Consider the following 22132-nt stretch of genomic DNA (forward strand, 5'->3'; position numbering starts at 1 on the left):
CTCTCCCTATTTTTTGCCTACACCCTCAAAATCCTTGAGCTGACGCAATAATTCAGCCTCAGTAAATGCGCCTGTCAAACGTAGGCCTCGTAGTTCCTGATGTGTATGATCTAAAAATAAATAGGTCGGTGGGCCCAAAATATCCCATTCATTTAACAGCGCCTGATGGCCTGCATCATAATGGCTCAAATCCAGTTTAATCAGATAATAGGGCGCCAATGCCTGCTGAACAGTCTCTGATTTTAAAATCCGATGCTCAATTGGCTGACAAGCCACACACCAATCGGCATAAACATCAATCACTGCTTTTTGGCCTGCTGGAATCTGCTTTAACAGTTGCTCAAATTCAGTACTGGTTTGAGCACGATGCCATTGCAAGTCTTGGTTCGAGCTTGCCACTAAAAAGCGCTGGCTTTGTTGATATTGGCTATACAATAAATAGGGTACTGCGAGACACAACACCACAATATAGAGCCATTTCAATTGACTGTTGCGCTTAAAAATATGCCATAGCACATAGGCCACAAAGCTGAGCCCCAATGCCAAAGAAAGCCATTGCATCCATGCATCGCCCATTAATGGACGCACAAAATACAAGGCCAGACCCAACATGAGAAAAGCAAAGAGCACCTTGACTTGGTTCATCCATAAACCCGCCTGAGGCAAAATACGCGAACCCAGTACACTCGCAAGGAGTAAAGGCGTTCCCATCCCAAAACCAAGCGCAAACAGGAGCAATGCACCCTGCCACTGACTTTGGGTTTGAGAAATAAACAGCAATGCCCCTGCCAATGGAGCAGTCATACATGGACCAACCAATAGCGCGGAAATCATTCCCATCACACCAGCGCCCAGCAAACTACCACCACGTTGCATGGATTGCACACGATCCAAACGGTTCATTAAGCCTTGGGGTAGCTTTAATTCAAACAAACCAAAAAGGTTGAGCGCAAACAGTACAAACAACAAACTAAAGGCTATTAAGGTCGAAGGCTGTTGCAACCAGCGTTGAAAGCTTAATCCAGCTGATGAAGCGATCAAACCTAAGCCCGCATAGACCATCGCCATACTGCAAACAAAAGTCAGTGCAATCATCCAAGCCTTTAAACCCTTGCTATCACGAACAATTAATGAGGTCAAAATAGGGAGCATAGGCAATGAACAAGGCGTAAAAGCCAACAGGCATCCGAGGCCAAAAAACAGCACTAAGCCATAGCCCCACGAACTTTGTGCCAAGATATCAGACCATTGCTGATCTTGAGCACGGTTTGAAAGTTGCATAGCGGAGGATGTAGATGATGAATCCAGCGCTCCTTCTGTCGAGTTTGTGGCCAGATTCTGTTCTGCTATAGAAGCATTACTCGGAGCTAAATCTAAAATCCGCTTAGGCGCTACACTTTGATTTTGAACACTAACCAACCCTGATTCATCGGTACGAAAGTCAATACTTTGCGGTGGATAGCACACTCGATCTTGGGCACAGCCTTGCCAAGTCACTTGATATTCGGTAGAAGCTTGTGTCGGTACATGCAGTTGTAACTGCTCAAAATAGACTTGCACATTGCCATAGTTGTCATCATGCAACTGTTGAGCTGGAGGCAATGTTAAAGGCACAGCCTGTTGGCCGTGTTTCACCTCTATTTTGTGCTGATAAAGATAATAATGTTCTGGAATGGTCCAACGAATTTCGGCTTCGTTGTCTTGGGTAGAACTGATTTGTATCGGAAAGGCTTGTTCAGCAGACAGCAACGCTGGCGCTGCTGATCCTGTCACTGAAGTTAAACTTAATGCGATGGCTACGCACCCATAAGCCAAAATTTTCATGCAACTGGACTCTGCTGATTATAAGATTTTGATATTAGGTTAACGCTCTTAAAATAAGTACGAAACGCCTAAGCCAGACTGATAACCTTTGTAAGCACCATTCAAATCCACACCAACACTGGCATCGAGTTGAAGGCGATCATTGACTGCATAAATTAAACCTGTACCCAAGGCATATTCTTTCTCTTCACTTTCTGCTTTACGGAAGACAAATTCAGAAAAGCCCGATAAAGTGCCTGCAATTTTATATTCAATTGTTGGCACAGCAGAAACAGCCCAATCGCTATTTTGAACTTCATAGCGCATGGTTAAAGAAGTGCTGATCAGATCATTATAATCATAAGCTACAGCTGAGCTCAGACTATAAATATCATCACCATTCGAAAACTCATCATTGCCTGTAGCTAAAATCGCTTCAGCCAAAACTGCCATACTGAGTTTGTCATCATTCAGATCAATGGCTTTTTTCAAGCCAATGCTGACATCACCTAAGCCATGTTCTTCAATACGACGACCAGCAGCTTTGGTTTGAGACCAAGCTGGCCCCTGCCAACCTAACTGTAATTCTAAGTCTTCAGCTAAACCAGTACGGAACAACATGTCGGCATTTAAAGTTGTGGTTTTCACTTTTTGGCCATCAACACGCGCTTCACTATAGCTTGCCGAAGGTAAACCTTGCTCCCACGCGAGTTTTCCAACCGGTGTAATCCCCGTACCAAAGCCCGCACCAGGGCGGTCAAAGGAAAAATCAGCAGCCATTGCATGGCTAGTACAGCCCACAGCCACGGCTAAAAACGATAATGTTTTGATTATTTTCATATCTAGTCTCTTTATCCCGATTAGGTATAGATTAAGCCAATTCCTTCGTCATTTTTGCGCCATGCTTACGCAATAATTCTAAAGTTTGCTTTTCTTCTGCCAATGCTTCATCCCAATTGATTTCATCGAAATCACAATCAAAAAATAATTCACTAATTGAAGACAGAATTGTTAAATCGTCACTGTCTTTAGTATTTGGATCGACTTTTTCATCCAATAAACGTTGCACCGCAGGTGTGCAGGCTGCACTTGCAGCATCCCATAACGGGCCATAAATTTCTTCTGCATCCCAAAGGTGTACATTTGCCTTCGCTTGAATCAACGCTTCCAAAATATCAAGATGAACTGCCAACAACTGCTGTTTTTCTTCTTCTGCTAAAGGCTGACCTGCTTCATACGCTTCAGATACAGTTTCCCACCATTTAAATAGGCCATCTGACCACACTGAAATTGCAGGGCCTTTTTCAAGGTCAATAAAGTTTGGATTGAGACCTTCCGCTAAAAGTCGCTTTACTTGCTCAAGATCTAATTCCTCTAAAGCTTGTACAAAAACTTGCTGTTGGGCATTTAACATTTAGAAAGCTCACTTCAATTCATTTTTGTCTATTATGCCGAATAAACGCTCTCTTGTTTGAGCTAAATGTAAAACAAATTTAAATTATTCACTGTCGTTAATTTGCATAACTTGATATGCACAAAAAAAGCCCCGAAGGGCTTTTTTAATCATAAAGTCATTTTAATCAAATGCTTCTTCACCAGCTTCATCTGCATCCGCCAATTCTGGCTGTGTACTACGCGGATTTTCTTTTTTCTCAAACAGATGTTCTAAACTGCGTTTTAGTCGATCAATGGCGCCATGAACTGCAGTATCTACATTATGCGCTCGATGATGTACGACGACAGGCTTCAAACCTGCTGGGCGCGCTTCGATCATACACTTGATGTCGTCGTCGCCACCTTTATCCCCATTTTCATCACTTAAATGCACCGAAAAATGCGTAATTCGTTCACTATGACGTTGAAATTCTTGATTGAGTTCTGCACGTATATATGTAATTAAACGATCGCTATTTTGAATGTTTTTATCAGTACGGATTTCAATATTCATAATATCATCCTCGACTTTCTCGGTCTTTCAGTATTCTAAAATTGTGCAAAACTTATTTATTTCGGCACGCTTTAACATGCTGTTTTAAAACAGCAAATTCATTTTTCAACTTCGTTTGGAACGTATTCCTCCACATTGAATAATGAACACTTTGAATGTCTGCAGAACTGTGCTCTTATACTTCGAATATCGTGCCTAAATTGATTTTTTGCAAGTGCTATTTTTATATTTTTTAAAATTCCTTACATAATGTAAGACTTTTTACTACAAATTGCTTCATTCCTGTCTATTCCGCACTGTATTGAACGCCATAATCGCCAACTCGGCCTTCAGCTGACATATTTTTTTATCTGAACTATGATGTTTTTTATTATTTGATAAATATCAACATTGTGTGAAATAACACCACAAATAGAATTTAAATTCGATCGTCTGATCATTTTTGGCTTTATTTTTGCTTAAGAATCTGTATGCTTTCATTGCTTCTTGGGGGAGACTTTTAAATGAAACTTACACAAATCGTTACTGCATGTACTTTGGCTTCAGCTGCTGCTTTCGCGCAGGCTGCACCAATCTGGCAAGACTTCAGCATCACTGGCTTATACGGTGAAGACTATGCATTTCCAGGTGCAGGTGACAACAACAAGCAATCTACTGCTACCTTTGAATATACTGCAAAGTTAAAGTACGGTGACTTTTTTGCTTTTGCTGATCGCACACACAATGACTCAGGTAATGCAACTTACTTCGAAGCATCTCCACGTTTAAGCCTTGGTGCTGTTACAGGTCAAAAATTGGAACTTGGTCCAGTTAAAGATGTTTTACTTGCAGGTACTTGGGAAGGTAACAGCGCAAACTACCCTGGTAGCGATTTTAACAACTACTTATATGGTGTAGGTGTCGATTTAGCGATTCCTTATTTCCAATATGCTCAAGTGAACTTGTATCGTGCAAACAACGATGGCAACACACCTGATGACTACCAATTAACGCTTGTTTACGGCGTACCGTTCAAATTAGGCTCTGAAGATTTCCTTGTTGATGGTTTCCTAGATTGGTCAACTGCTGAGAAAAATGGCCATGCAAGCGAATTAAACTGGACTACACAGTGGAAATGGAATGCTGGTAAACACATTTCTCCAGATACACGCTTATACCTTGGTATCGAGCACTCTGTATGGAATAACAAATACGCTGTGAAAGACAACAACGAAAATAACGTGAGTGCTTTGGTAAAATACCACTTCTAATGTAGTTGAAATGCACGATTGAAAAGCAAGGCAATATGCCTTGCTTTTTTTATGTTTGAAGCATTCAATATCGTTATCTTTATCATCTGTATAGATTATGGCTTTTATTATACGTGCAGTTCAAGAGACTGACTTAGCTGAAATCGTGGCTATTTATAATCATGAAGTGACAACTGGCTGTGCCACGTGGAATGATCAAATCTATAGCGTTGAAGATTTCAAAAAAAAGCTACTCACTTTTGAAGAAAAACAAGATCCCTTTGTTGTGATTGAACATAGTGAAACTCAACAGATCGCAGGCTATGCTGATTATGCGATGTTCCGTAATTTTGCTGGTTACCGACACACTGTAGAACACTCCGTTTATATTCATCCGCAGTATGCCCGCCAAGGCTTGGGTAAACGTCTCATGCAACACTTAATTGCACATGCAAAAGCACATCAAGTCCATGTCATGGTTGCAGGTATTGATCATGACAATCTAGCGTCCATTGCTTTACACCAACAGCTGGGCTTTGTACAAACTGGCTACATGCCTCAGGTCGGACAAAAGTTTGGCCAATGGCGCGACTTAGTTTTAATGCAACTTAACATTTAACACCACGACTCAAAGTTTAGAATGCCACTGAACAAAAGTTGCGTGCTGAACGCGACTAAATGAGCTTTTGTGGATGAATCGCATCAACAATCACACTCATTATGGCCAAATTTTGTCGTGTTGCTTCACGGTAAAAATCTTGCAGTTGTAAATAAATCAATTTTAATTCAGCTAAGTTTAATTCTTGATCAATGGCTTGTTGCGTGGTTTGCGTCACCAGATACTGATAATGTGTTTTTACAGCATCGACATGAATCGTTTGCAATACCTGATGAATTTCTGCAACGCGTACCACCGTGTTGTAATGGACTGCTCGACCAATATTACGTTCCGACAAAGGATGCTCCGCCTCAATCACATACGCTAATGATTGATTTGGTGCATTTTCAGCATTCAAGATTTTGTTTAAGCTATCCCACGCACTCCCCAACCAAACATATTGCTTGATTAAATCAGAATCTAAAACATCTTGGGGCGTAGTCGCTTGTAGTATTAAGCGCTCTAAATCATTCGGATGGACCAAAAGTAAAATTGCTTGCATCTCGTTATCTTCTTGTTATGTATTTCTCTGAGCTTAACTTTTCTGGAAAAAAAATGTTCACAATTTTTGTATCTAAGCCAATTTATTTTTTTAAAATCATTGATTAAAAGTATTTTTCTAGTGAATAGTGAGTTTCTAAAATATCAAGAATGATTTGCTTAGCTTTTGAGTAGCGAACAACCAAGTCCATAAAATAGAGCTCAAACTCATCGCCTCCCCCCAAAGGAGAAGGCTCTTTAAAACATTAAATTGCCACCAAATCACGAATGCCTTTTTCAGACATTTCACTCCCCACGCCTTGTGCCACCACCTGCCCACGTGCCATAACGGTATAACCATCGGCAAGCTCTTCAGCAAAGTCATAAAATTGCTCAACTAAAACAATGGACATCTCTCCGCCATCGGCCAGTTTACGAATCACACGGCCAATATCTTTAATAATCGAGGGCTGAATGCCTTCAGTAGGTTCATCTAAAATCAGTACTCTTGGTTCAGATGCCAAAGCACGCGCAATCGCCAATTGTTGTTGCTGTCCACCTGATAAATCACCACCTCGACGGTACTTCATTTCGTCTAAGATGGGAAATATTTCATACAAATGCTCAGGAACTTTACGGGTTTTTGCCCCCTTAAACTTGGCCATGCCAATCAAGATGTTTTCTTCGACTGTGAGCGTCGAGAAAATGTCTCGCCCTTGCGGGACATAGGCCAAGCCTGCTCTCACCCGCTGTTCGGGGCTTAATTTGGAAATGTCTTTGCCATCTAATAAGATCTGACCTGACTTAATTGGAAGAATCCCCATTAAACATTTGAGTAGTGTAGTTTTACCCACACCATTGCGCCCAAGCACCACAGAGCATTCACCGATAGGCGCAGTAAAGGACACATCACGTAATATATGACTGCCACCATAAAATTGATTGACGTCTTTGACTTCTAGCATCTCGGTCTCCTTAACGTCCTAAATATTTTTCTATTACATCTTCATTGGCTTGAACCTCTGCCAATGTACCTTCTGCCAAAATAGCGCCCTGTGCCAACACGGTGACTTTTTCACTGATGGTGTCAATAAAGCTCATGTCATGTTCAACCACGATCAAGGTATGGTTCTTCTTCAGCTCTAAGCAAAGTTCAGCTGTACGCTCTGTTTCCGCATCGGTCATGCCTGCTACAGGCTCATCCAGCAAAATCAGTTTGGGGCGTTGCATCAATAACATGCCAATCTCCAGCCATTGCTTTTGACCATGTGACAACAAACCTGCAGGTTTGTTTACAAATTCTTGTAAGCGAATTTGTGCCAAAGATTCCTCCAAAGCCAGCTGTGCATCAGGCGCAAGTTTGCTAAAGAAACTCTTTTTCACACGTTTATCTTTGGGGGCAGCCAACAGTAAGTTTTCCATGACGGTGAAATTTTCAAATACGGTTGGCTTTTGAAACTTACGCCCAATCCCTGCTTCTGCAATTTCTTCTGTACTCATTTTGGCTAAATCATAGGTTTGCCCAAAGTGCGCTGTGCCTTCGGTTGGACGCGTTTTGCCTGTGATCACATCCATCAGTGTCGTTTTACCTGCACCATTTGGCCCAATAATGCAACGGAGTTCGCCTTCTTGAATATACAAAGACAAATCATTTAAAGCGCGGAAGGCATCAAACCAAACACTGACATTTTCTAAGTACAGCGCAATACCATGACTGAAATCTGCACCTTCGGCTTTGGGGCGACCATAACCCTCCGAGGCGTGCCCCCCATGTGGTTGCATTACATCACTCATTCACCACGCTCCTTTTTAAAACGATCAAACAGCCCAATGACCCCTTTGGGTAGAAATATCGTGACCACAATAAATAATGCACCGAGCACCAAGAGCCATGCTTCTGGATAGGCTACGGTAAAATAGGTCTTGAGACCATTGATTAAGCCCGCGCCTAAAATCGGACCAATCAGCGTACCCCGACCACCGGCTGCCACCCATACGGCCATTTCAATCGAGTTCACAGGGTTCATTTCACTGGGGTTAATAATGCCAGCCTGTGGCACATACAAAGCACCCGCAATCCCAGCGATAACTGCAGAAAGCACCCATGCGGAAAGCTTGTACCAAAGGGTGCGATAGCCTAAATATTGCAAGCGGTTTTCGCTGTCTCGGATTGCACCCAAGACACGTCCGTAGGGTTGATTCATTAAATGACGTAAACCAACAAAACACAGCAACAACACCAAGGCTGTGATAAAGCAGAGACTGGCCCGCATAGCTGCCGAGCTAATGTCCATCCCTAAAAGAGTTTTAAAGCCTGTAAAACCATTATTGCCCCCAAAGCCTGTTTCATTACGGAAAAACAACAGCGCTGCCGCAAAGGTCATGGCTTGAGTAATAATTGAGAAGTACACGCCTTTAATTTTTGAACGGAAAGCAAAGAATCCAAAAATAAAAGCCACCAGTCCAGGAACCAGTACCACCAAAAGTAAAGCCCACCATAAATGCTGGGTACCTATCCAATACCATGGCAACTCGGTCCAGCTTAAAAAGCGCATAAAGTCGGGTAAGCCATCGCCTGCGGATTCCCGCATGAGGTACATACCAAAGGCATATCCACCAAGCGCAAAGTACAGACCATGACCCAGACTTAAAATACCCGCATAGCCCCAGACCAAATCCAATGCCAAAGCCACCAGTGCTAAGCACATAATTTTGCCAATCAACGTGACCCAATAAGAGGATAAATACAGCGCTGAATCTGCAGGAAGCAGATGTAACCATGGCAAGATCAGTAATATGGCAAAGCACACACTAATCGCGATTGCACTGGTGGGTTTATCTGAAACTAAAGATGTGATTTTCATCGGCTTACTCCACAAATCGTCCTTTGATGGCAAATAAACCTTGTGGACGTTTTTGAATAAACAAAATCACAAGCACCAACAGTAAAATTTTTGCGAGTACTGCACCCATGCCAATTTCCAGCACAGTGCCACTCACTCCTAAACCAAGCGCGGCCAATACTGCACCCCACACTTGACCCACCCCGCCAACAACCACCACCAAGAAGGCATCGATAATGTAGTTTTGCCCGAGGTCAGGCCCGACATTGCCGACTTGGGCCAAGGCACAGCCTGCAAGCCCTGCTAAACCAGAACCTAAGCCAAAGGCCATCATGTCGATACGGCTTGAACGAATACCCACTGCACGTGCCATTTGACGGTTTTGCGTCACGGCACGAACAAAGAGACCAAAACGGGTTTTATTCAGCACATAAACCAGCACTAAAAGAATAACGATCGTGAAGGCAATAATGGCAATACGGTTATAGGGTAAGATCAAGCTTGGCGTCATCGCAATGCCACCAGACAGCCATGAAATATTGGAGACTTCGACGTTTTGTGCGCCAAAAATCATACGCACCAGTTGCATTAAAATCAGACTGACCCCAAAAGTCGCCAATAAGGTTTCTAACTGACGACCGTAAAGCGGACGAATCACCGTACGCTCAATGAGCATGCCTATCAGTGCACTCACCATAAAGGCCGCTGGAATGGCCGCAATTAAGTACCAATCAATCCAGCTTCCTAAATAGGTTTTAAACAGGCTTTGCACCACATAAGTGGTATACGCGCCAATCATAATCAGCTCACCATGGGCCATATTAATGACACCCAATAAACCATAAGTAATGGCGAGACCTAAAGCTGCCAATAATAAAATGCTGGCAGTACTCAATCCTGAAAACACATGCCCCGTCCATTCACTGGCCTGAATTCGGGTTTTAATCTTGCTTTGGGCGCTCGTTAACGTTGCTTTTAATTCTGCATGTAAATCGGGTTGTTCAAGCTCGGTTGTCACCATTGCCAATACATCTGGACGATTTGAATCTTGTAATACTTTAGCGGCTTGGATTTTCGTCAACACATCTGGACTTTGGTAATCCAAACGCGCCTTTAACTGTGCAAGGCGTGCTTTCACACTGTTATTTTTTTCGGCCAAATACAGCTGATTAATTTGCTTTACATCTAATTCAGATAAGTTATTTTCTAAAATATCAATCGCTTCTAAACGCTGAGTAGCATCGGTAGAGCTTAATTTTTTTTGTGCTTGCGCAAAACTTAATGCTTTTCTTAAAGTATTGACCAAAGTGACTTGTGAGATATCTGCGGGCCATGTGCTCACAAGCGTTTGATCTGCATAACGGCGCAGTTGATCTTGCTCTTCTAAAATATAGGTCTGTCCTGCGCCATCTCGATATAGCTGATCATTTTCAACATAGGTTGCCAATTGATCTAGCAATTCAATACTGGCAGGCCAGCGATTTAACAATGCACGTCGTGTGGCAAAGTCAGCACTGACAAATTGTTGAATGGCATCACCCTGAGCAAGGGTCTGCGCCGATGCACGTGTGGTTGATGCGGAAGATTCGGCATAGGCTAGATTGAGCCACAAGCACTGGCTCATGATTAAAAACAGAGCGAAAAAATGTAGGCGAGTGAACATCAACGTCCCCCCTTTTTTATAGATCGCATGCAGGTCAAATGCATGATGTGAACTTTAGAATTTTAGAAAAGCCCGCCACTGGCATGGCAGGCAAGTTGTGCTTTTATTTTGGAATGTACGGGCTCCATGGCTCCGCAGGAATTGTTTTTGCTGTTTTGTAGACCACATCAAATTGTCCGTCTGCACGGATTTGGCCAATCATGACAGGCTTATGTAAGTGATGATTTTTGGCATCCATTTCGAGCTTATAGCCCGATGGTGCATCAAAGCTTTGACCCGCCATTGCTTCACGGACTTTATCTACATCGGTCGTGCCTGCTTTTTCTACGGCTTGCTTCCACATATTGATGCCAACATAAGTCGCTTCCATTGGATCGTTGGTGACTATTTTTTCAGCATTTGGCAGTTTATATTCCACCGCATACTGCTTCATCTTGCCAATGAATTCCGAGTTCTTCGGATTTTTTACCGACATGAAATAGTTCCACGCGGCTAAATGCCCAACCAAAGGCTTAGTGTCTATGCCACGTAACTCTTCTTCTCCCACAGAGAACGCCATGACTGGAATATCCGAAGCTTTAATACCTTGGTTACCTAGCTCACGGTAAAACGGCACATTAGAGTCGCCATTGATGGTCGAAATCACAGCCGTTTTTTTGCCCGCTGCAAACTTCTTCACGTTGCCTACAATAGTTTGGTAGTTGCTATGACCAAATGGCGTGTACTCTTCCATAATGTCTGCATCGGCTACACCTTTAGACTTTAAAAATGCACGCAAAATTTTATTGGTGGTGCGCGGGTAAACATAGTCTGTTCCAAGTAAAACAAAACGTTCCGCTTTACCGCCCTCTTCGCTCATCAAGTATTCCACAGCCGGAATGGCTTGTTGATTTGGCGCAGCACCTGTATAGAAAATATTTTTTGATTGCTCTTGGCCTTCATATTGGACCGGATAAAACAATAAGCCATTAAGCTCTTCCACCACAGGCAATACAGATTTACGCGAAACGGACGTCCAACAGCCAAAAATTACTGCAACTTTATCTTGCGTAATTAACTGGCGAGCTTTTTCTGCAAATAAAGGCCAGTTCGAGGCAGGGTCAACCACCACAGGCTCAAGTTTTTTGCCCATCACACCGCCATTGGCATTAATTTCATTAATGGCCATCAGCGCAGTGTCTTTTAACGACGTTTCTGAAATCGCCATCGTGCCAGACAGTGAATGTAAAATTCCGACCTTAATGGTATCGCCACTACTTGCTGCTGCTTTCGGTTCTGAGTTGGCAACTTGTGTTTTTTCTTCTGCTGGTTTTGAGCAACCTGTTAAAGTTAATGTGCCCAACATGGCAAGTGCCAATAATGATTTTGAAAATAATTTTTGTTCCAACATCTACGCACTCTCCAAATAATTTTCGCGCTCTGCGCATGTGTTATTGCTAAGTGCTGTTATTCAAGTTCTATGCCAATCGGCAAAATCATGTATAAAACATTAAAGCCACTATTCAATTTATTATTATTTTTCAATTTATTAAAACTCATTCAATTTATGTTTTGATAGTTTCATCTTCCTCAATATCTCATTTTTTTGCATACAAACTTGTATCCAACATGACAACTAAAAAATTCCAAGATGGCTCAAAGTGCACAATCACATTTTTAAAGCTGCACAACTACAGCGCATTTTATGTACTGCTTAGACATAAAAAAGCCCGCATCTGCGGGCTTTTTTACATAGTTGGCTCAAGTCGCACTCAGCCAGTACTTGCGCCAAATACAAAATTAAATTATACGGTCAACTCAGCTAAATTGCCTTTTTGCTCTAACCAATCTTTACGATCAGACGCACGTTTTTTCGCAAGAAGCTTATCCAAAAGACCTGCCGTAAACTGGCTATCATCTAAATCTAATTGCACCAAACGACGGGTATTTGGATCAAGTGTCGTTTCACGTAATTGACTCGCGTTCATTTCACCTAAGCCTTTAAAGCGAGTGATTTGCGGATTTTTAGTTTTGCATTTTTTCAAAATGCCATCTAACTCTGCATCATCCAAGGCATAGTGCACGTCTTTGTTATCATCAATACGATACAAAGGAGGCATGGCAACAAATAAATGCCCTTCTTCCACCAAGGTTGGAAAATGCTTCACGAATAAAGCACACAGTAGGGTCGCAATGTGTAAGCCATCGGAATCGGCATCGGCCAAAATGCAAATTTTGCCATAGCGCAGTTCAGACAAATCATCTGAGCCCGGGTCTACACCAATCGCAATCGCAATGTTATGCACTTCTTGAGAAGCCAGCACTTCATCTGAAGAAACTTCCCACGTATTTAAAATTTTCCCGCGAATCGGCATAATCGCTTGGAAGTTTTTATCCCGCGCTTGCTTAGCAGAACCGCCCGCAGAGTCACCTTCCACAATAAACAGTTCAGATTCTTCGAGCGTATGCCCGACACAGTCAGACAATTTACCCGGCAAGGTTGGGCCAGCCACAATCTTTTTACGCTCAACTTTTTTGGCAGCTTTTAAACGACGGCCTGCTTTCGAAATCGCCATTTCAGCCAACTGCATTGCAATCTCTGAATTTTGATTCAGCCACAATGCAAATGCATCTTTGGCAATATTCTGCACAATGCCAGATGCTTCACGGCTCGACAGACGCTCTTTGGTTTGCCCAGAAAACTGCGGTTCTTGGAATTTCAGCGACAAAATATAGTTCACGCCGTCCCAAACATCTTCCGCAGATAATTTCAGATTACGAGGCAATAAATTGCGTAGTTCACAGAACTCGCGCATTGCATCTGCTACACCTGAACGCAAACCGTTCACATGCGTACCGCCCTGCGCCGTTGGAATCAAGTTCACATACGATTCTTGAATCGACTCGCCACCTTCAACATTCCAACAAATGGCAAATTCGGCACTGGCACGTTCGGCATCACCTGTTGCGACAAAAGCTGGCGCTGGAATAATCTCACGGTCTTGCAGTTCATCCATCAAATAGTCAACAAGACCATTTTCAAACTGCCAAGTGATTTTTTCATCGTTAATTTGGTCAACATAATTAATTTCTAAGCCCGCAGCTAACACCGCTTTGGCTTTTAAATTATGTTTTAGGGCTTTTAAAGCAAATTTTGGTGAATCAAAATACTTAGCTTCAGGCCAGAAATGTACCCGTGTGCCTGTTGCACGTTTGGCACATTTACCTTCCAAAACTTCTAAAGGTGCAACCGCTTCGCCTTGCTCAAAGGCCATTTTATAGAGGTTGCCTTGGCGCTGTACTTCCACTTCAACACGGGTTGAAAGCGCATTCACCACCGAAATACCTACACCATGCAAACCACCAGAAAATTGATAGTTGTCTGTGCTGAACTTACCGCCGGCATGGAGTTTGGTTAAAATAATCTCAATACCAGATTGGCCATATTCTGGATGAATATCAACTGGCATACCGCGGCCATTGTCCTCTACAGACAAAGAGCCATCTTTATAAACAATCACGGTAATTTTATTGGCATGACCTGCAAGTGCTTCATCGACAGCATTATCAATCACTTCTTGCGCCAAATGGTTTGGACGACTTGTGTCGGTATACATGCCCGGGCGACGGCGCACCGGATCTAAACCAGATAAAACTTCAAGAGATTGGGCCGTATATTGAGACACGTTGTAAGGTTTCCTTATTTTATGCTGTCCGATAAAAACTGTAGCACTGCCGGTATTTTGTCTGCGAAATCGTCCATAGCATGACTGCCATGACAATCGATCATCAGCATTGCACCTTGCGAGGCTTCACTATAATAACGCTGTGCTTCACGATAATCCAAAACTTCATCGCCTTGCTGTAATAGCACTAAAATTTTGCTCGCATCTTGCACAAATGGTACAGAAATGTGTTCTAAGTGATCAAGCTGTGCTTCATCCAAGGACCAATCTGCCGTAACGGCATAAGGCAATGCGGTTGTTGCAAATAAAGTTCTAAACAAATGCCATGGTCGCATTGCTGGATTAATCAGTACAGCAGGAATACCATGCTTCGCGACCAATTGCGTCGCATAAAAGCCCCCCATACTGCTTCCCACCAAGACTACATCCGACAAATTCCTAATCTGTGTAGACAGTAGATCTAAAGCATGCTGCGGATGCATATTTAAATCAGGCAAATGCACTACATCGTTCGGGCGATATTGTGCGCAGTACTGCTTTAATTGTTGACCTTTAATTGAATTTGAACTGCTTTGAAAGCCGTGTAAATAAATGATGTTCATCGCTTGTTCACAAAATTATATACAAATTAATCAAAATAAAGTTTATAAATGAGATGTAGGTCTCATTTCAAAAAGTGAGTTTCTGCATTTTGTTAGACAATAAATCCGCTGCCGAAACACGATCATCGGTATTTTAAATATTATTCATAATAAGGCACTAGCCTTAAACAATAAGACTTATACCGTGAAGCTTAGATAAAAGAAAGCCCGAATATACGGCGCATAAAACGACACAGGATATGACGCAGATGCCGAGTTTAACACCACTACACGAAACCTATTGTAAATGGGACCGCACACCACCGAGCCAAGCCGATGTCCTCGAAGGCTTGGCACAGCTGGTAACGATGCGTTTTAGTGATGTCGTGCATGACCTCATCCAAAATATTCAACGTGAGCTTTTAATCAGTATTTTTGGGATGAGCGAGCAAAAGTCAAAAAGCATCCATAAAATTCCCTATGTCAAAAAGCTGTATCAATTCACTTATGAAAGCTTTTTTAACTACGGAAACTATTTATTAGCACCTATTTTACGTGGTGTCATCGAGCGATTTCCAAAGCTACACGACAAACCATTAACCCCGAGTCTGCATATTTTGGTCGGTGCGTTAAATGGCGTACTGGGTGATTATTTACTCAAATATCAAAACCCTATGGCACTGCCTATGGCTGTGTATGACCATTATGGTAGCTTACAAAAAGGCGAACTCAGTGGCCGTGTGACCTTATTTGTACATGGCCTATGTATGCACCATTTGTCTTGGTCAAATCATAAATTTGGTGGCATCGGCGAAAAACTCTTGGCGCAACGTGATCACAACACCATGTTGTACCTGAACTACAATACAGGCCGTCGCATTTCTGCCAATGGGCGCAGTCTATCCAATACCTTAGAAGATCTGTTACAACGTAATCCAAATATTACCAGCATTGATTTGATTGGCCACAGTATGGGCGGATTGGTGTCTCGTAGTGCCCTCTTTTATGGCAAACAAAATATGCACCACTGGATTCACCGCGTTGAAAACTTGGTCTGTCTGGGCTCTCCACACCACGGTGCAGTATTAGAACGTTTTGGCTTTGCAATGCAAGATAAGCTTGGGCATTTACCTCTTGGAAAAATTGTCGGCCATGTGGTGAATATTCGGAGTAATGGAATTCTAGATTTACGCTATGGAAGCGTCCGTGATGATGATTGGGAACACAATGATGTACGTATTGGGATGATGGACGACAATCGTAAACCTGCACCGATTCCTTCACATATTAATACCTATCTTGTGGCCGGAACCATTGAGTTTGAGCACCGTAAAAATCGGACCTTAAAAGTCATTGGTGATTATTTGGTCAGTGTAAAAAGTGCCTTGGGCGAACACCCCAATAGTCGCTATCAACTAAAAGTACCAGATGCACATAAAGCCATTTTCTATGGTCTAAATCACTTTGAAATTCAATATCACTCGCATGTTGCAGAACAAGTCGCTCGCTGGTTCTACCCAAGTGTAGAAGATCAAGCTTATGATCAAATTCATGAATATATGATGGACTTGGCGAGCATGGAAGGCATCGCGCTCACTTAAATAAATAAGATATTTTTGCCACAAAAAAGCCAGCTTGATGCTGGCTTTTTCATGTCGATGTGCATGCTCAGCGTCATGCAAATTTGGTTATGTTAAGCAGGATACCTACGACATAATTGCCAAAGGCCCACCACGGCCAGCACTGCAAAAAACACCCCAGACCAAACAGGTAAAGACTGTCCTAAGAAGGTCCAATCCACTTTGGCACATTCGCCAGAACCCGTTAATACCTGCTGGAATACAGATTTTAAAGGCAGGGTTTCAACCCAATAATCCAATCCAGGCCCACAACTTGGCACCTTATCTGGCGGTAAATTTTGTAGCCAGACATGCCGTGCTGCCACACCCACAGACCACAAAATAGATACGCTAGCCAAGAAGGCATAGATGCGTTTCATAACATTTGAGGCAGGATTATGTAAACATGCCAACAACGAAATCAGCCCAAGACCAATTAGGCCAATCCGTTGAAATACACATAATGGACAAGGTTCAAGCCCTTGCACATGTTCCAGATACAGCGCAAAACTCATGCCAATCACACTGGCTACAAATAATAAGCCACTGATCAGGCGATAACTCCACTGCATGGGGTTCCCTCTATTTTATTTATCTAAAATTCGCAAGATACTGTTCGAAATTAGGTGCTGTTTCTTGCTCTAATACTGCGAGTGTTTGTAAGGACTGTGTTGCCACTTCTGCAAAATAAGCCTTACGCTCAGGACTCAACTGATGTTGCTCATACATACTCGCATGCTGTTGTGCCATAAAGCTACCAAAGCCCCATGTACCACCTTGCTCAATTGTATCTTCAATCATTTTTGCAGACAAAGTTTCATCGACTTCGTCTACCCGTGACAGCATAACCTTCAAAGCTTGGCTATACAGTGGTGTACTGTAACTTTGGTCCATTAAAGCAGCGATGGATTGCATTTCGTTTAAATAACGACGACACCAATCTTCAATTGGATAAGCCTGCCCTTGCTCCAAAATCGTTGCATTGGGTGCACGGCCGCGGTTAACCACTTCTGCTTGGTTTTGTTCTATTACTTCTTGCTCTGCATCAAGCAAATCTGGGCTATCGCTTAATAAGCAATGTAATGCCAAGATTTCCAAGAAGCCCGCTGTATTTTCATCAATGCCAATTGGGCTATAGGGGTTAACGTCCACTGCGCGTAATTCCACATAGCCTACACCACGGTTGAGTAATGCTTCCGATGGTGTTTCACCTGCTTTTGGCACCTGTTTTGGGCGCACTAAGCTGTAGTATTCATTTTCAATTTGTAGCACGTGGTCATTAATTTGAATTGGCGTGCCCGCTTCATCATCTAAGCCCAAACGGGTAAATGGTGCATACGGCGTTTTGACTGCTTTTTGCAGACCATCCAAATAGCCAGTCAAATTGTTATAGTGAATGCCCAATTGTTTTTGTGCTGAATTTTGATAGCCGAAACGCCCCATACGTAAAGCCGTGGCATACGGTAAAAATAGCGTACCTTTTAACAATGGCAATAAGTGATGCTCTCGCCCTGTCATAAAGCATTGGCATACAGATGGGCTGGCACCGACCAAAAACATCACCAAAGGTGTTAAACGGATAAAGTTACGAATCAAACCAAAGTAACGATGACTACGATAATCTTGCAAGCTCAATGCTTTTAGAGCGTCGTCTGTTTCATTTGCCTGTAAGGCTTCAAACAAATGATCAGGGAAAGATAAATTATAATGAACCCCTGAAATGGTCTGCATACGGCGACCGTAACGCACGCCTAAACCATAACGATATAAGGTTTTAAAACGGCCCACATTTGAGGTGCCATACTGTGCAAGACGAATACTTTCTTCCGCATCATCAAGCATACACGGCATCGATAAAGGCCATAGTCTTTCATCATGTTCTAATTGTTGATGCACAACGGCATGAATATCTTTTAAATAATTGAGTGTTTCACCAATGCTACTTAAGGGTGGTGTAATAAACTCCATCAATGCTTCGGAGTAATCGGTCGTAATATGCGGATGTGTTAATGCCGAACCCAGTGCTTTGGGATGATCTGCTTGAGATAAAAAACCATTGCTCTGCATACGTAAACTTTCACGTTCAATGCCACGTAACATGCCGTGTATATGCGTAGAATCCACCCAATTTGGTAAAATATTTTGAGAGGTCGATTCGGGCTGACTCATTGCAATCTCGCTTAAAGGGAAGAACGACTAAAAGAAAATCATTTATTTAGCGCAGTATAACTTGATTTTTAGGTGGCACGTTACAGTCTGCTGGCTTTTGAGGCAAAGCTAGACTTTATTTTTGATTGTTTTTTTATCACAAAGTTGCACTATAAGACATTTGAGATTTGTGATTTTATTAACAAACAAATACGAAAGCTGATTAAAACTGATGAATTATCAAGATATTTTAGATTTTTGGTTTAGTGCAGAGACCCAACCGCATTGGTTTGCAAAAAGCGATGAGTTTGATGCCCTTATTGAAAAAAACTTTAAAAATGTTCATCTTCAAGCCACGCAGTCCGAACTTTGGACATGGCGCCAGCATGCCTCTGGCCGTTTGGCTGAGATTATCGTCTTAGATCAATTTTCTCGTAATTTATATCGTCAGTCTGCACAAGCTTTTGCACACGATGCAATGGCCTTGAGTTTGGCACAAGAAGCCGTGCAACAGGGCTTAGACCAACAGTTACCCGCTGAACAACGCGCATTTTTGTATTTGCCATATATGCACAGCGAATCCAAATTGATTCAAGTGCAGTCCCTCGCGTTATTTGAGCACTTGGCCAATCCCATCAATTTAGATTTTGCCCAACAGCATAAAGTGATTATTGATCGTTTTGGACGTTATCCACACCGGAATAGCGTATTGAATCGTCCTTCAACGGCAACCGAAATTGAGTTTTTAAGCCAACCTCATTCAAGTTTTTAACCGTCCTCCTCGAAGGCCATTTTTTATTTTTCATTTAGGCTCCCCAACATGAAAACATGGTATTTATCACTTGCACTGGCCACAGCCTTGAGCCTATCAGGCTGTGCAACCACCCCATCAAAACCCTTAAGCTTTGCAGAATTGGGACAGTTTAGTGCCACGCCACTGAATGCTCAGACCTATCGTATTAGCTTTCAAGCAACACCCAATATGAGCTATGGCACAGCTGAAGAAATTACCTTGGTGAAAGCCGCTCAAGCCACCTTACAAAATGGCTTTCAATTATTTAAAGTCAGTGATGACCCAAGTAACCGCAGTCAACAACCTCCTCGAAAAGCAGTGGTGTACGCGAGTCCAATGTACCCTCCATCGGGTTTTTACCGCCGCCATCCTGCTTTTTGGCCCGACCCATTTTATGATATGCCTCAAGTGGTTAGCTTAGACCCAGTACAAGTGAGCTACACCATTGAATGCTTTAAAAATAATAAAGCGGCACCACACGATGCCTTTGATGCCAGCTTAATCTTACAATCGTTGGGTGCAAAATATGGTTTAAGTGCGACAGGTGAACCTTTAGTGCCACCGGCAGCCACACCACCCCAGCCAAAATAATTACGGAGCCTAGACCGCCCTATGTCTGAAGCGACTCAAGCCTCACCCAATTTGCAACGCAGTAAACGATTCGCGGGCATTGCCTTAGTTGTTGCCGTGCTAATTTGGTTGGCTTTAATGATTAGCGCCAAATTACTGCCCGAATATGTTTGGCTCATTCATATTTTAATGCTTTCGGCAGAAGCAGGCGTGGTGGGTGGTCTGGCAGACTGGTATGCCATTACAGTATTGTTTCGTAATCCTTTTGGCAAAATGCCCATTCCTAAATTTTTACGCGACCACACTGAAATTATTCCACGTAATAAAGCCCGTATTGCAGAATCTATGGGACGCTTTGTACAAGAAAATTTTCTCTCCCCGCAAATTGTGCAACGTAGCCTCGCCAATACAGATTTATCCTTAGCCATGGGCAAATGGTTGGCCAACCCTGAAAATAATCAAAAAGTCACCGAGCTCATTCAACAAACCGTACCTAAATTTTTTGACTTTGTTGGGCAAGATCAAATTGGCCGTTTTATTCAAAACAACAGTGTGCAATGGGTTAAAAACACCCAAATTAACCACTTAGCCAGTGAAATGCTTCGCGCGGTCTTAGACAATGATTTTCACCAAGATGTATTACAACGAGGCTTAGATTTAGCCCATGAATGGATGCTACAGCACCCTGAACAAGCACGAGATTTAAGTCGTCAGTTATTTAAAGAGTTAGGCGTTTGGAAACTGGCCAAAGGTGCCAGCTGGATTGGTATTGATGTGCAACAACGTACCATTGATTCCTTACTCGAAAAAGTCGAATCTATGCTGGCAGATCCAGAACATCCATGGCGACAAAAAATAGAAGACAGTGCCCAAAGCCTCATGCTGGCCTTAGCCAATAATCAGAGCAGTGCGAGCCTACGCCTCAACCAAACCAAAGATGCACTTTTAGACAGTCCACAAGTGCTGAACTTCTTGAGCGGTGCTGTGGTGATTTTATGCGATGCAATTAAAGCTGATTTGCAAAAAACAGATTCAGGTATTGCACAAAATTTACGTGTGGCAATTCAGCAAGTCGGAGAAAATATGATTTCTAATATTGCCGTGCGCCAATTGTTAAATGACAAAATGAGTGACATTGCAGTCGACCTTTCCGACCAATACAGCGAAAAAGTGATTCTGTTTATTAGCGCCCGCATTCATGAGTGGGATTCACGTGAAATGATCGACAAAATTGAAAATGAAGTCGGTGGCGACCTGCACATGATTCGTGTCAATGGGGTGGTGGTGGGTGCATTTATTGGCTTGATTTTAGGGATTATCCGCGCAGTGGTGGAATACCTGCTCTAAGCATACAATGGCCATCATGATGCCTGCGCATGATGGCCCCATGTATCAGAGATGCAACGCCAAATGTACGATCCATCACATAAAACCGACGGCGCATAGATTGACAAAGTAATGGAGCACGCTAAGCTAAGCGAACAATTTTAAACCGTAACACCATAATCAAAAATGATAAAAAAAACACAATCGATCTGCCTTATTTTTGGCTTGAGCCTTGTTGCCCTTTCGGGTTGTCAAATGATTTCCAAAACCAGTACTAAAGTCACCGACAGCGTCATGGGCATGTTAGGTCAAGAAAAAAGTCCAGAACTCGATGCACAAAGCATTTTAGACTTGGCCAAAGCATCGCAAGAAAAACTCGAACACCTACTGGCCAATATGCCTAAGAATGAATGGGTATATTTAGAAAACCCGCAATTGGGCACGGCAGAACTGCAAAACAAAGCCACAAATAACCACGTCTTATCCTTGGCGCTCAACTGTAAAATTGAGACTCAACGCCCAAGCTTTAGCCTGAGCAATGCCAATGGTCAAATCATTCTTAAAGCCTATGATGACAGTGCTGGGCAAATTCAATTTTTGCTCGACAATAAAAACTTCGGCAACCCTTTCCAAACCTATCAAAGCAAGCAGCTCGAGAGCTTTAAAACAGCACTCAAACAGGCCAAAGTGATTAAGATTTTTAATGCTTCAAAGCTATATAGTTTCCAAAATACACATGCAGAATTACTGGAAAAACCAGTGAATTGTAAAACATCTTAAGCCCCGAGCATGGCTGAGCACAGCAC

Annotated in this window: 21 protein-coding genes; 7 read left to right on the top strand and 14 right to left on the bottom strand. The window is 42.6% G+C overall.

Going from position 1 to position 22132, the window contains the following annotated elements; translation table 11 throughout:
- Nucleotides 1–6: 6 nt before the first annotated feature.
- From dsbD to C9E88_RS15585, 4 genes are all read right to left on the bottom strand, one after another.
- Nucleotides 7–1824, bottom strand: a complete 1818-nt coding sequence (gene dsbD, locus C9E88_RS15570) for a protein-disulfide reductase DsbD (protein WP_106984180.1) — start codon at nt 1822–1824, stop codon at nt 7–9.
- Nucleotides 1825–1872: 48 nt separating this feature from the next.
- Complete coding sequence (locus tag C9E88_RS15575; RefSeq protein WP_227865962.1) at nt 1873–2583, bottom strand: transporter; 711 nt, start codon at nt 2581–2583, stop codon at nt 1873–1875.
- A gap of 91 nt (nt 2584–2674) precedes the next feature.
- Entirely contained in the window at nt 2675–3217 is a 543-nt protein-coding gene (locus C9E88_RS15580; protein WP_106984178.1) for an ankyrin repeat domain-containing protein, read from the bottom strand.
- Nucleotides 3218–3379: 162 nt separating this feature from the next.
- Nucleotides 3380–3751 carry an HPF/RaiA family ribosome-associated protein gene (locus C9E88_RS15585; protein ID WP_106984177.1) on the bottom strand — a complete coding sequence of 124 codons (372 nt, stop codon included), beginning with the start codon at nt 3749–3751 and terminating at the stop codon, nt 3380–3382.
- A gap of 503 nt (nt 3752–4254) precedes the next feature.
- On the opposite strand from C9E88_RS15585, the gene C9E88_RS15590 reads away from it, so the two are divergent.
- On the top strand, nt 4255–5001 hold the full coding sequence (locus C9E88_RS15590; RefSeq protein ID WP_106984176.1) for an outer membrane protein OmpK: 747 nt from the start codon (nt 4255–4257) through the stop codon (nt 4999–5001).
- Nucleotides 5002–5098: 97 nt separating this feature from the next.
- The gene (locus tag C9E88_RS15595; RefSeq protein ID WP_106984175.1) at nt 5099–5599 is read left to right on the top strand and encodes a GNAT family N-acetyltransferase; all 501 of its coding nucleotides are present in this window, start codon (nt 5099–5101) and stop codon (nt 5597–5599) included.
- A gap of 55 nt (nt 5600–5654) precedes the next feature.
- Here the strand turns inward: C9E88_RS15595 and C9E88_RS15600 are convergent, their stop codons facing one another.
- The 8 genes from C9E88_RS15600 to C9E88_RS15635 all read right to left on the bottom strand — a co-directional run bounded on the left by C9E88_RS15600 (nt 5655) and on the right by C9E88_RS15635 (nt 14891).
- Nucleotides 5655–6140 carry a DUF1877 family protein gene (locus C9E88_RS15600; RefSeq protein WP_106984174.1) on the bottom strand — a complete coding sequence of 162 codons (486 nt, stop codon included), beginning with the start codon at nt 6138–6140 and terminating at the stop codon, nt 5655–5657.
- Nucleotides 6141–6384: 244 nt separating this feature from the next.
- The gene (gene urtE, locus C9E88_RS15605; RefSeq protein ID WP_106984173.1) at nt 6385–7083 is read right to left on the bottom strand and encodes an urea ABC transporter ATP-binding subunit UrtE; all 699 of its coding nucleotides are present in this window, start codon (nt 7081–7083) and stop codon (nt 6385–6387) included.
- Between the two features lie 10 nt (nt 7084–7093).
- Nucleotides 7094–7912, bottom strand: a complete 819-nt coding sequence (urtD, locus tag C9E88_RS15610; protein WP_106984172.1) for an urea ABC transporter ATP-binding protein UrtD — start codon at nt 7910–7912, stop codon at nt 7094–7096.
- Nucleotides 7909–8982, bottom strand: coding sequence for an urea ABC transporter permease subunit UrtC (urtC, locus tag C9E88_RS15615; RefSeq protein ID WP_106984171.1), 1074 nt, complete (start codon nt 8980–8982; stop codon nt 7909–7911). Before urtC ends, urtD begins: the two co-directional genes overlap by 4 nt.
- A gap of 4 nt (nt 8983–8986) precedes the next feature.
- Nucleotides 8987–10624, bottom strand: a complete 1638-nt coding sequence (urtB, locus tag C9E88_RS15620; protein WP_106984170.1) for an urea ABC transporter permease subunit UrtB — start codon at nt 10622–10624, stop codon at nt 8987–8989.
- A 103-nt stretch (nt 10625–10727) separates the two neighbouring features.
- On the bottom strand, nt 10728–12014 hold the full coding sequence (gene urtA, locus C9E88_RS15625) for an urea ABC transporter substrate-binding protein (protein ID WP_106984169.1): 1287 nt from the start codon (nt 12012–12014) through the stop codon (nt 10728–10730).
- Nucleotides 12015–12408: 394 nt separating this feature from the next.
- On the bottom strand, nt 12409–14289 hold the full coding sequence (parE, locus tag C9E88_RS15630) for a DNA topoisomerase IV subunit B (protein WP_106984168.1): 1881 nt from the start codon (nt 14287–14289) through the stop codon (nt 12409–12411).
- Between the two features lie 14 nt (nt 14290–14303).
- On the bottom strand, nt 14304–14891 hold the full coding sequence (locus C9E88_RS15635) for a YqiA/YcfP family alpha/beta fold hydrolase (protein WP_106984167.1): 588 nt from the start codon (nt 14889–14891) through the stop codon (nt 14304–14306).
- Between the two features lie 248 nt (nt 14892–15139).
- Between C9E88_RS15635 and C9E88_RS15640 the strand changes: the two genes are divergently transcribed.
- Complete coding sequence (locus tag C9E88_RS15640; RefSeq protein WP_106984166.1) at nt 15140–16471, top strand: PGAP1-like alpha/beta domain-containing protein; 1332 nt, start codon at nt 15140–15142, stop codon at nt 16469–16471.
- A 92-nt stretch (nt 16472–16563) separates the two neighbouring features.
- On the opposite strand, the gene C9E88_RS15645 is transcribed toward C9E88_RS15640, so the two are convergent.
- Both C9E88_RS15645 and gshA read right to left on the bottom strand, forming a co-directional pair.
- The gene (locus tag C9E88_RS15645) at nt 16564–17061 is read right to left on the bottom strand and encodes a disulfide bond formation protein B (protein WP_106984165.1); all 498 of its coding nucleotides are present in this window, start codon (nt 17059–17061) and stop codon (nt 16564–16566) included.
- A gap of 19 nt (nt 17062–17080) precedes the next feature.
- The gene (gshA, locus tag C9E88_RS15650; RefSeq protein ID WP_106984164.1) at nt 17081–18658 is read right to left on the bottom strand and encodes a glutamate--cysteine ligase; all 1578 of its coding nucleotides are present in this window, start codon (nt 18656–18658) and stop codon (nt 17081–17083) included.
- A 211-nt stretch (nt 18659–18869) separates the two neighbouring features.
- On the opposite strand from gshA, the gene C9E88_RS15655 reads away from it, so the two are divergent.
- The 4 genes from C9E88_RS15655 to C9E88_RS15670 all read left to right on the top strand — a co-directional run bounded on the left by C9E88_RS15655 (nt 18870) and on the right by C9E88_RS15670 (nt 22106).
- A complete protein-coding gene (locus C9E88_RS15655; protein WP_106984163.1) occupies nt 18870–19409 on the top strand; it encodes a DUF924 family protein in 540 nt (179 codons plus the stop codon).
- Between the two features lie 48 nt (nt 19410–19457).
- A complete protein-coding gene (locus tag C9E88_RS15660; protein ID WP_106984162.1) occupies nt 19458–20021 on the top strand; it encodes a CC0125/CC1285 family lipoprotein in 564 nt (187 codons plus the stop codon).
- A 21-nt stretch (nt 20022–20042) separates the two neighbouring features.
- On the top strand, nt 20043–21347 hold the full coding sequence (locus C9E88_RS15665; protein ID WP_106984161.1) for a DUF445 domain-containing protein: 1305 nt from the start codon (nt 20043–20045) through the stop codon (nt 21345–21347).
- A gap of 165 nt (nt 21348–21512) precedes the next feature.
- Nucleotides 21513–22106 carry a hypothetical protein gene (locus tag C9E88_RS15670; protein ID WP_106984160.1) on the top strand — a complete coding sequence of 198 codons (594 nt, stop codon included), beginning with the start codon at nt 21513–21515 and terminating at the stop codon, nt 22104–22106.
- Nucleotides 22107–22132 lie beyond the last annotated feature (26 nt).

Source organism: Acinetobacter cumulans (genome assembly GCF_003024525.3).
GTDB lineage: Bacteria > Pseudomonadota > Gammaproteobacteria > Pseudomonadales > Moraxellaceae > Acinetobacter > Acinetobacter cumulans.

What these genes read in the sequence shown, in the direction of transcription:
- urtC (WP_106984171.1), bottom strand. Translation starts at nt 8,982, where the DNA reads ATGAAAATCACATCTTTAGTTTCAGATAAACCCACCAGTGCAATCGCG.
- dsbD (WP_106984180.1), bottom strand. Translation starts at nt 1,824, where the DNA reads ATGAAAATTTTGGCTTATGGGTGCGTAGCCATCGCATTAAGTTTAACT.
- C9E88_RS15580 (WP_106984178.1), bottom strand. Translation starts at nt 3,217, where the DNA reads ATGTTAAATGCCCAACAGCAAGTTTTTGTACAAGCTTTAGAGGAATTA.
- C9E88_RS15665 (WP_106984161.1), top strand. Translation starts at nt 20,043, where the DNA reads ATGTCTGAAGCGACTCAAGCCTCACCCAATTTGCAACGCAGTAAACGA.
- C9E88_RS15595 (WP_106984175.1), top strand. Translation starts at nt 5,099, where the DNA reads ATGGCTTTTATTATACGTGCAGTTCAAGAGACTGACTTAGCTGAAATC.
- urtE (WP_106984173.1), bottom strand. Translation starts at nt 7,083, where the DNA reads ATGCTAGAAGTCAAAGACGTCAATCAATTTTATGGTGGCAGTCATATA.
- C9E88_RS15640 (WP_106984166.1), top strand. Translation starts at nt 15,140, where the DNA reads ATGCCGAGTTTAACACCACTACACGAAACCTATTGTAAATGGGACCGC.
- urtA (WP_106984169.1), bottom strand. Translation starts at nt 12,014, where the DNA reads ATGTTGGAACAAAAATTATTTTCAAAATCATTATTGGCACTTGCCATG.
- C9E88_RS15660 (WP_106984162.1), top strand. Translation starts at nt 19,458, where the DNA reads ATGAAAACATGGTATTTATCACTTGCACTGGCCACAGCCTTGAGCCTA.
- C9E88_RS15590 (WP_106984176.1), top strand. Translation starts at nt 4,255, where the DNA reads ATGAAACTTACACAAATCGTTACTGCATGTACTTTGGCTTCAGCTGCT.
- C9E88_RS15575 (WP_227865962.1), bottom strand. Translation starts at nt 2,583, where the DNA reads ATGGCTGCTGATTTTTCCTTTGACCGCCCTGGTGCGGGCTTTGGTACG.
- C9E88_RS15635 (WP_106984167.1), bottom strand. Translation starts at nt 14,891, where the DNA reads ATGAACATCATTTATTTACACGGCTTTCAAAGCAGTTCAAATTCAATT.
- urtB (WP_106984170.1), bottom strand. Translation starts at nt 10,624, where the DNA reads ATGTTCACTCGCCTACATTTTTTCGCTCTGTTTTTAATCATGAGCCAG.
- gshA (WP_106984164.1), bottom strand. Translation starts at nt 18,658, where the DNA reads ATGAGTCAGCCCGAATCGACCTCTCAAAATATTTTACCAAATTGGGTG.
- C9E88_RS15600 (WP_106984174.1), bottom strand. Translation starts at nt 6,140, where the DNA reads ATGCAAGCAATTTTACTTTTGGTCCATCCGAATGATTTAGAGCGCTTA.
- C9E88_RS15585 (WP_106984177.1), bottom strand. Translation starts at nt 3,751, where the DNA reads ATGAATATTGAAATCCGTACTGATAAAAACATTCAAAATAGCGATCGT.
- urtD (WP_106984172.1), bottom strand. Translation starts at nt 7,912, where the DNA reads ATGAGTGATGTAATGCAACCACATGGGGGGCACGCCTCGGAGGGTTAT.
- C9E88_RS15655 (WP_106984163.1), top strand. Translation starts at nt 18,870, where the DNA reads ATGAATTATCAAGATATTTTAGATTTTTGGTTTAGTGCAGAGACCCAA.
- C9E88_RS15670 (WP_106984160.1), top strand. Translation starts at nt 21,513, where the DNA reads ATGATAAAAAAAACACAATCGATCTGCCTTATTTTTGGCTTGAGCCTT.
- C9E88_RS15645 (WP_106984165.1), bottom strand. Translation starts at nt 17,061, where the DNA reads ATGCAGTGGAGTTATCGCCTGATCAGTGGCTTATTATTTGTAGCCAGT.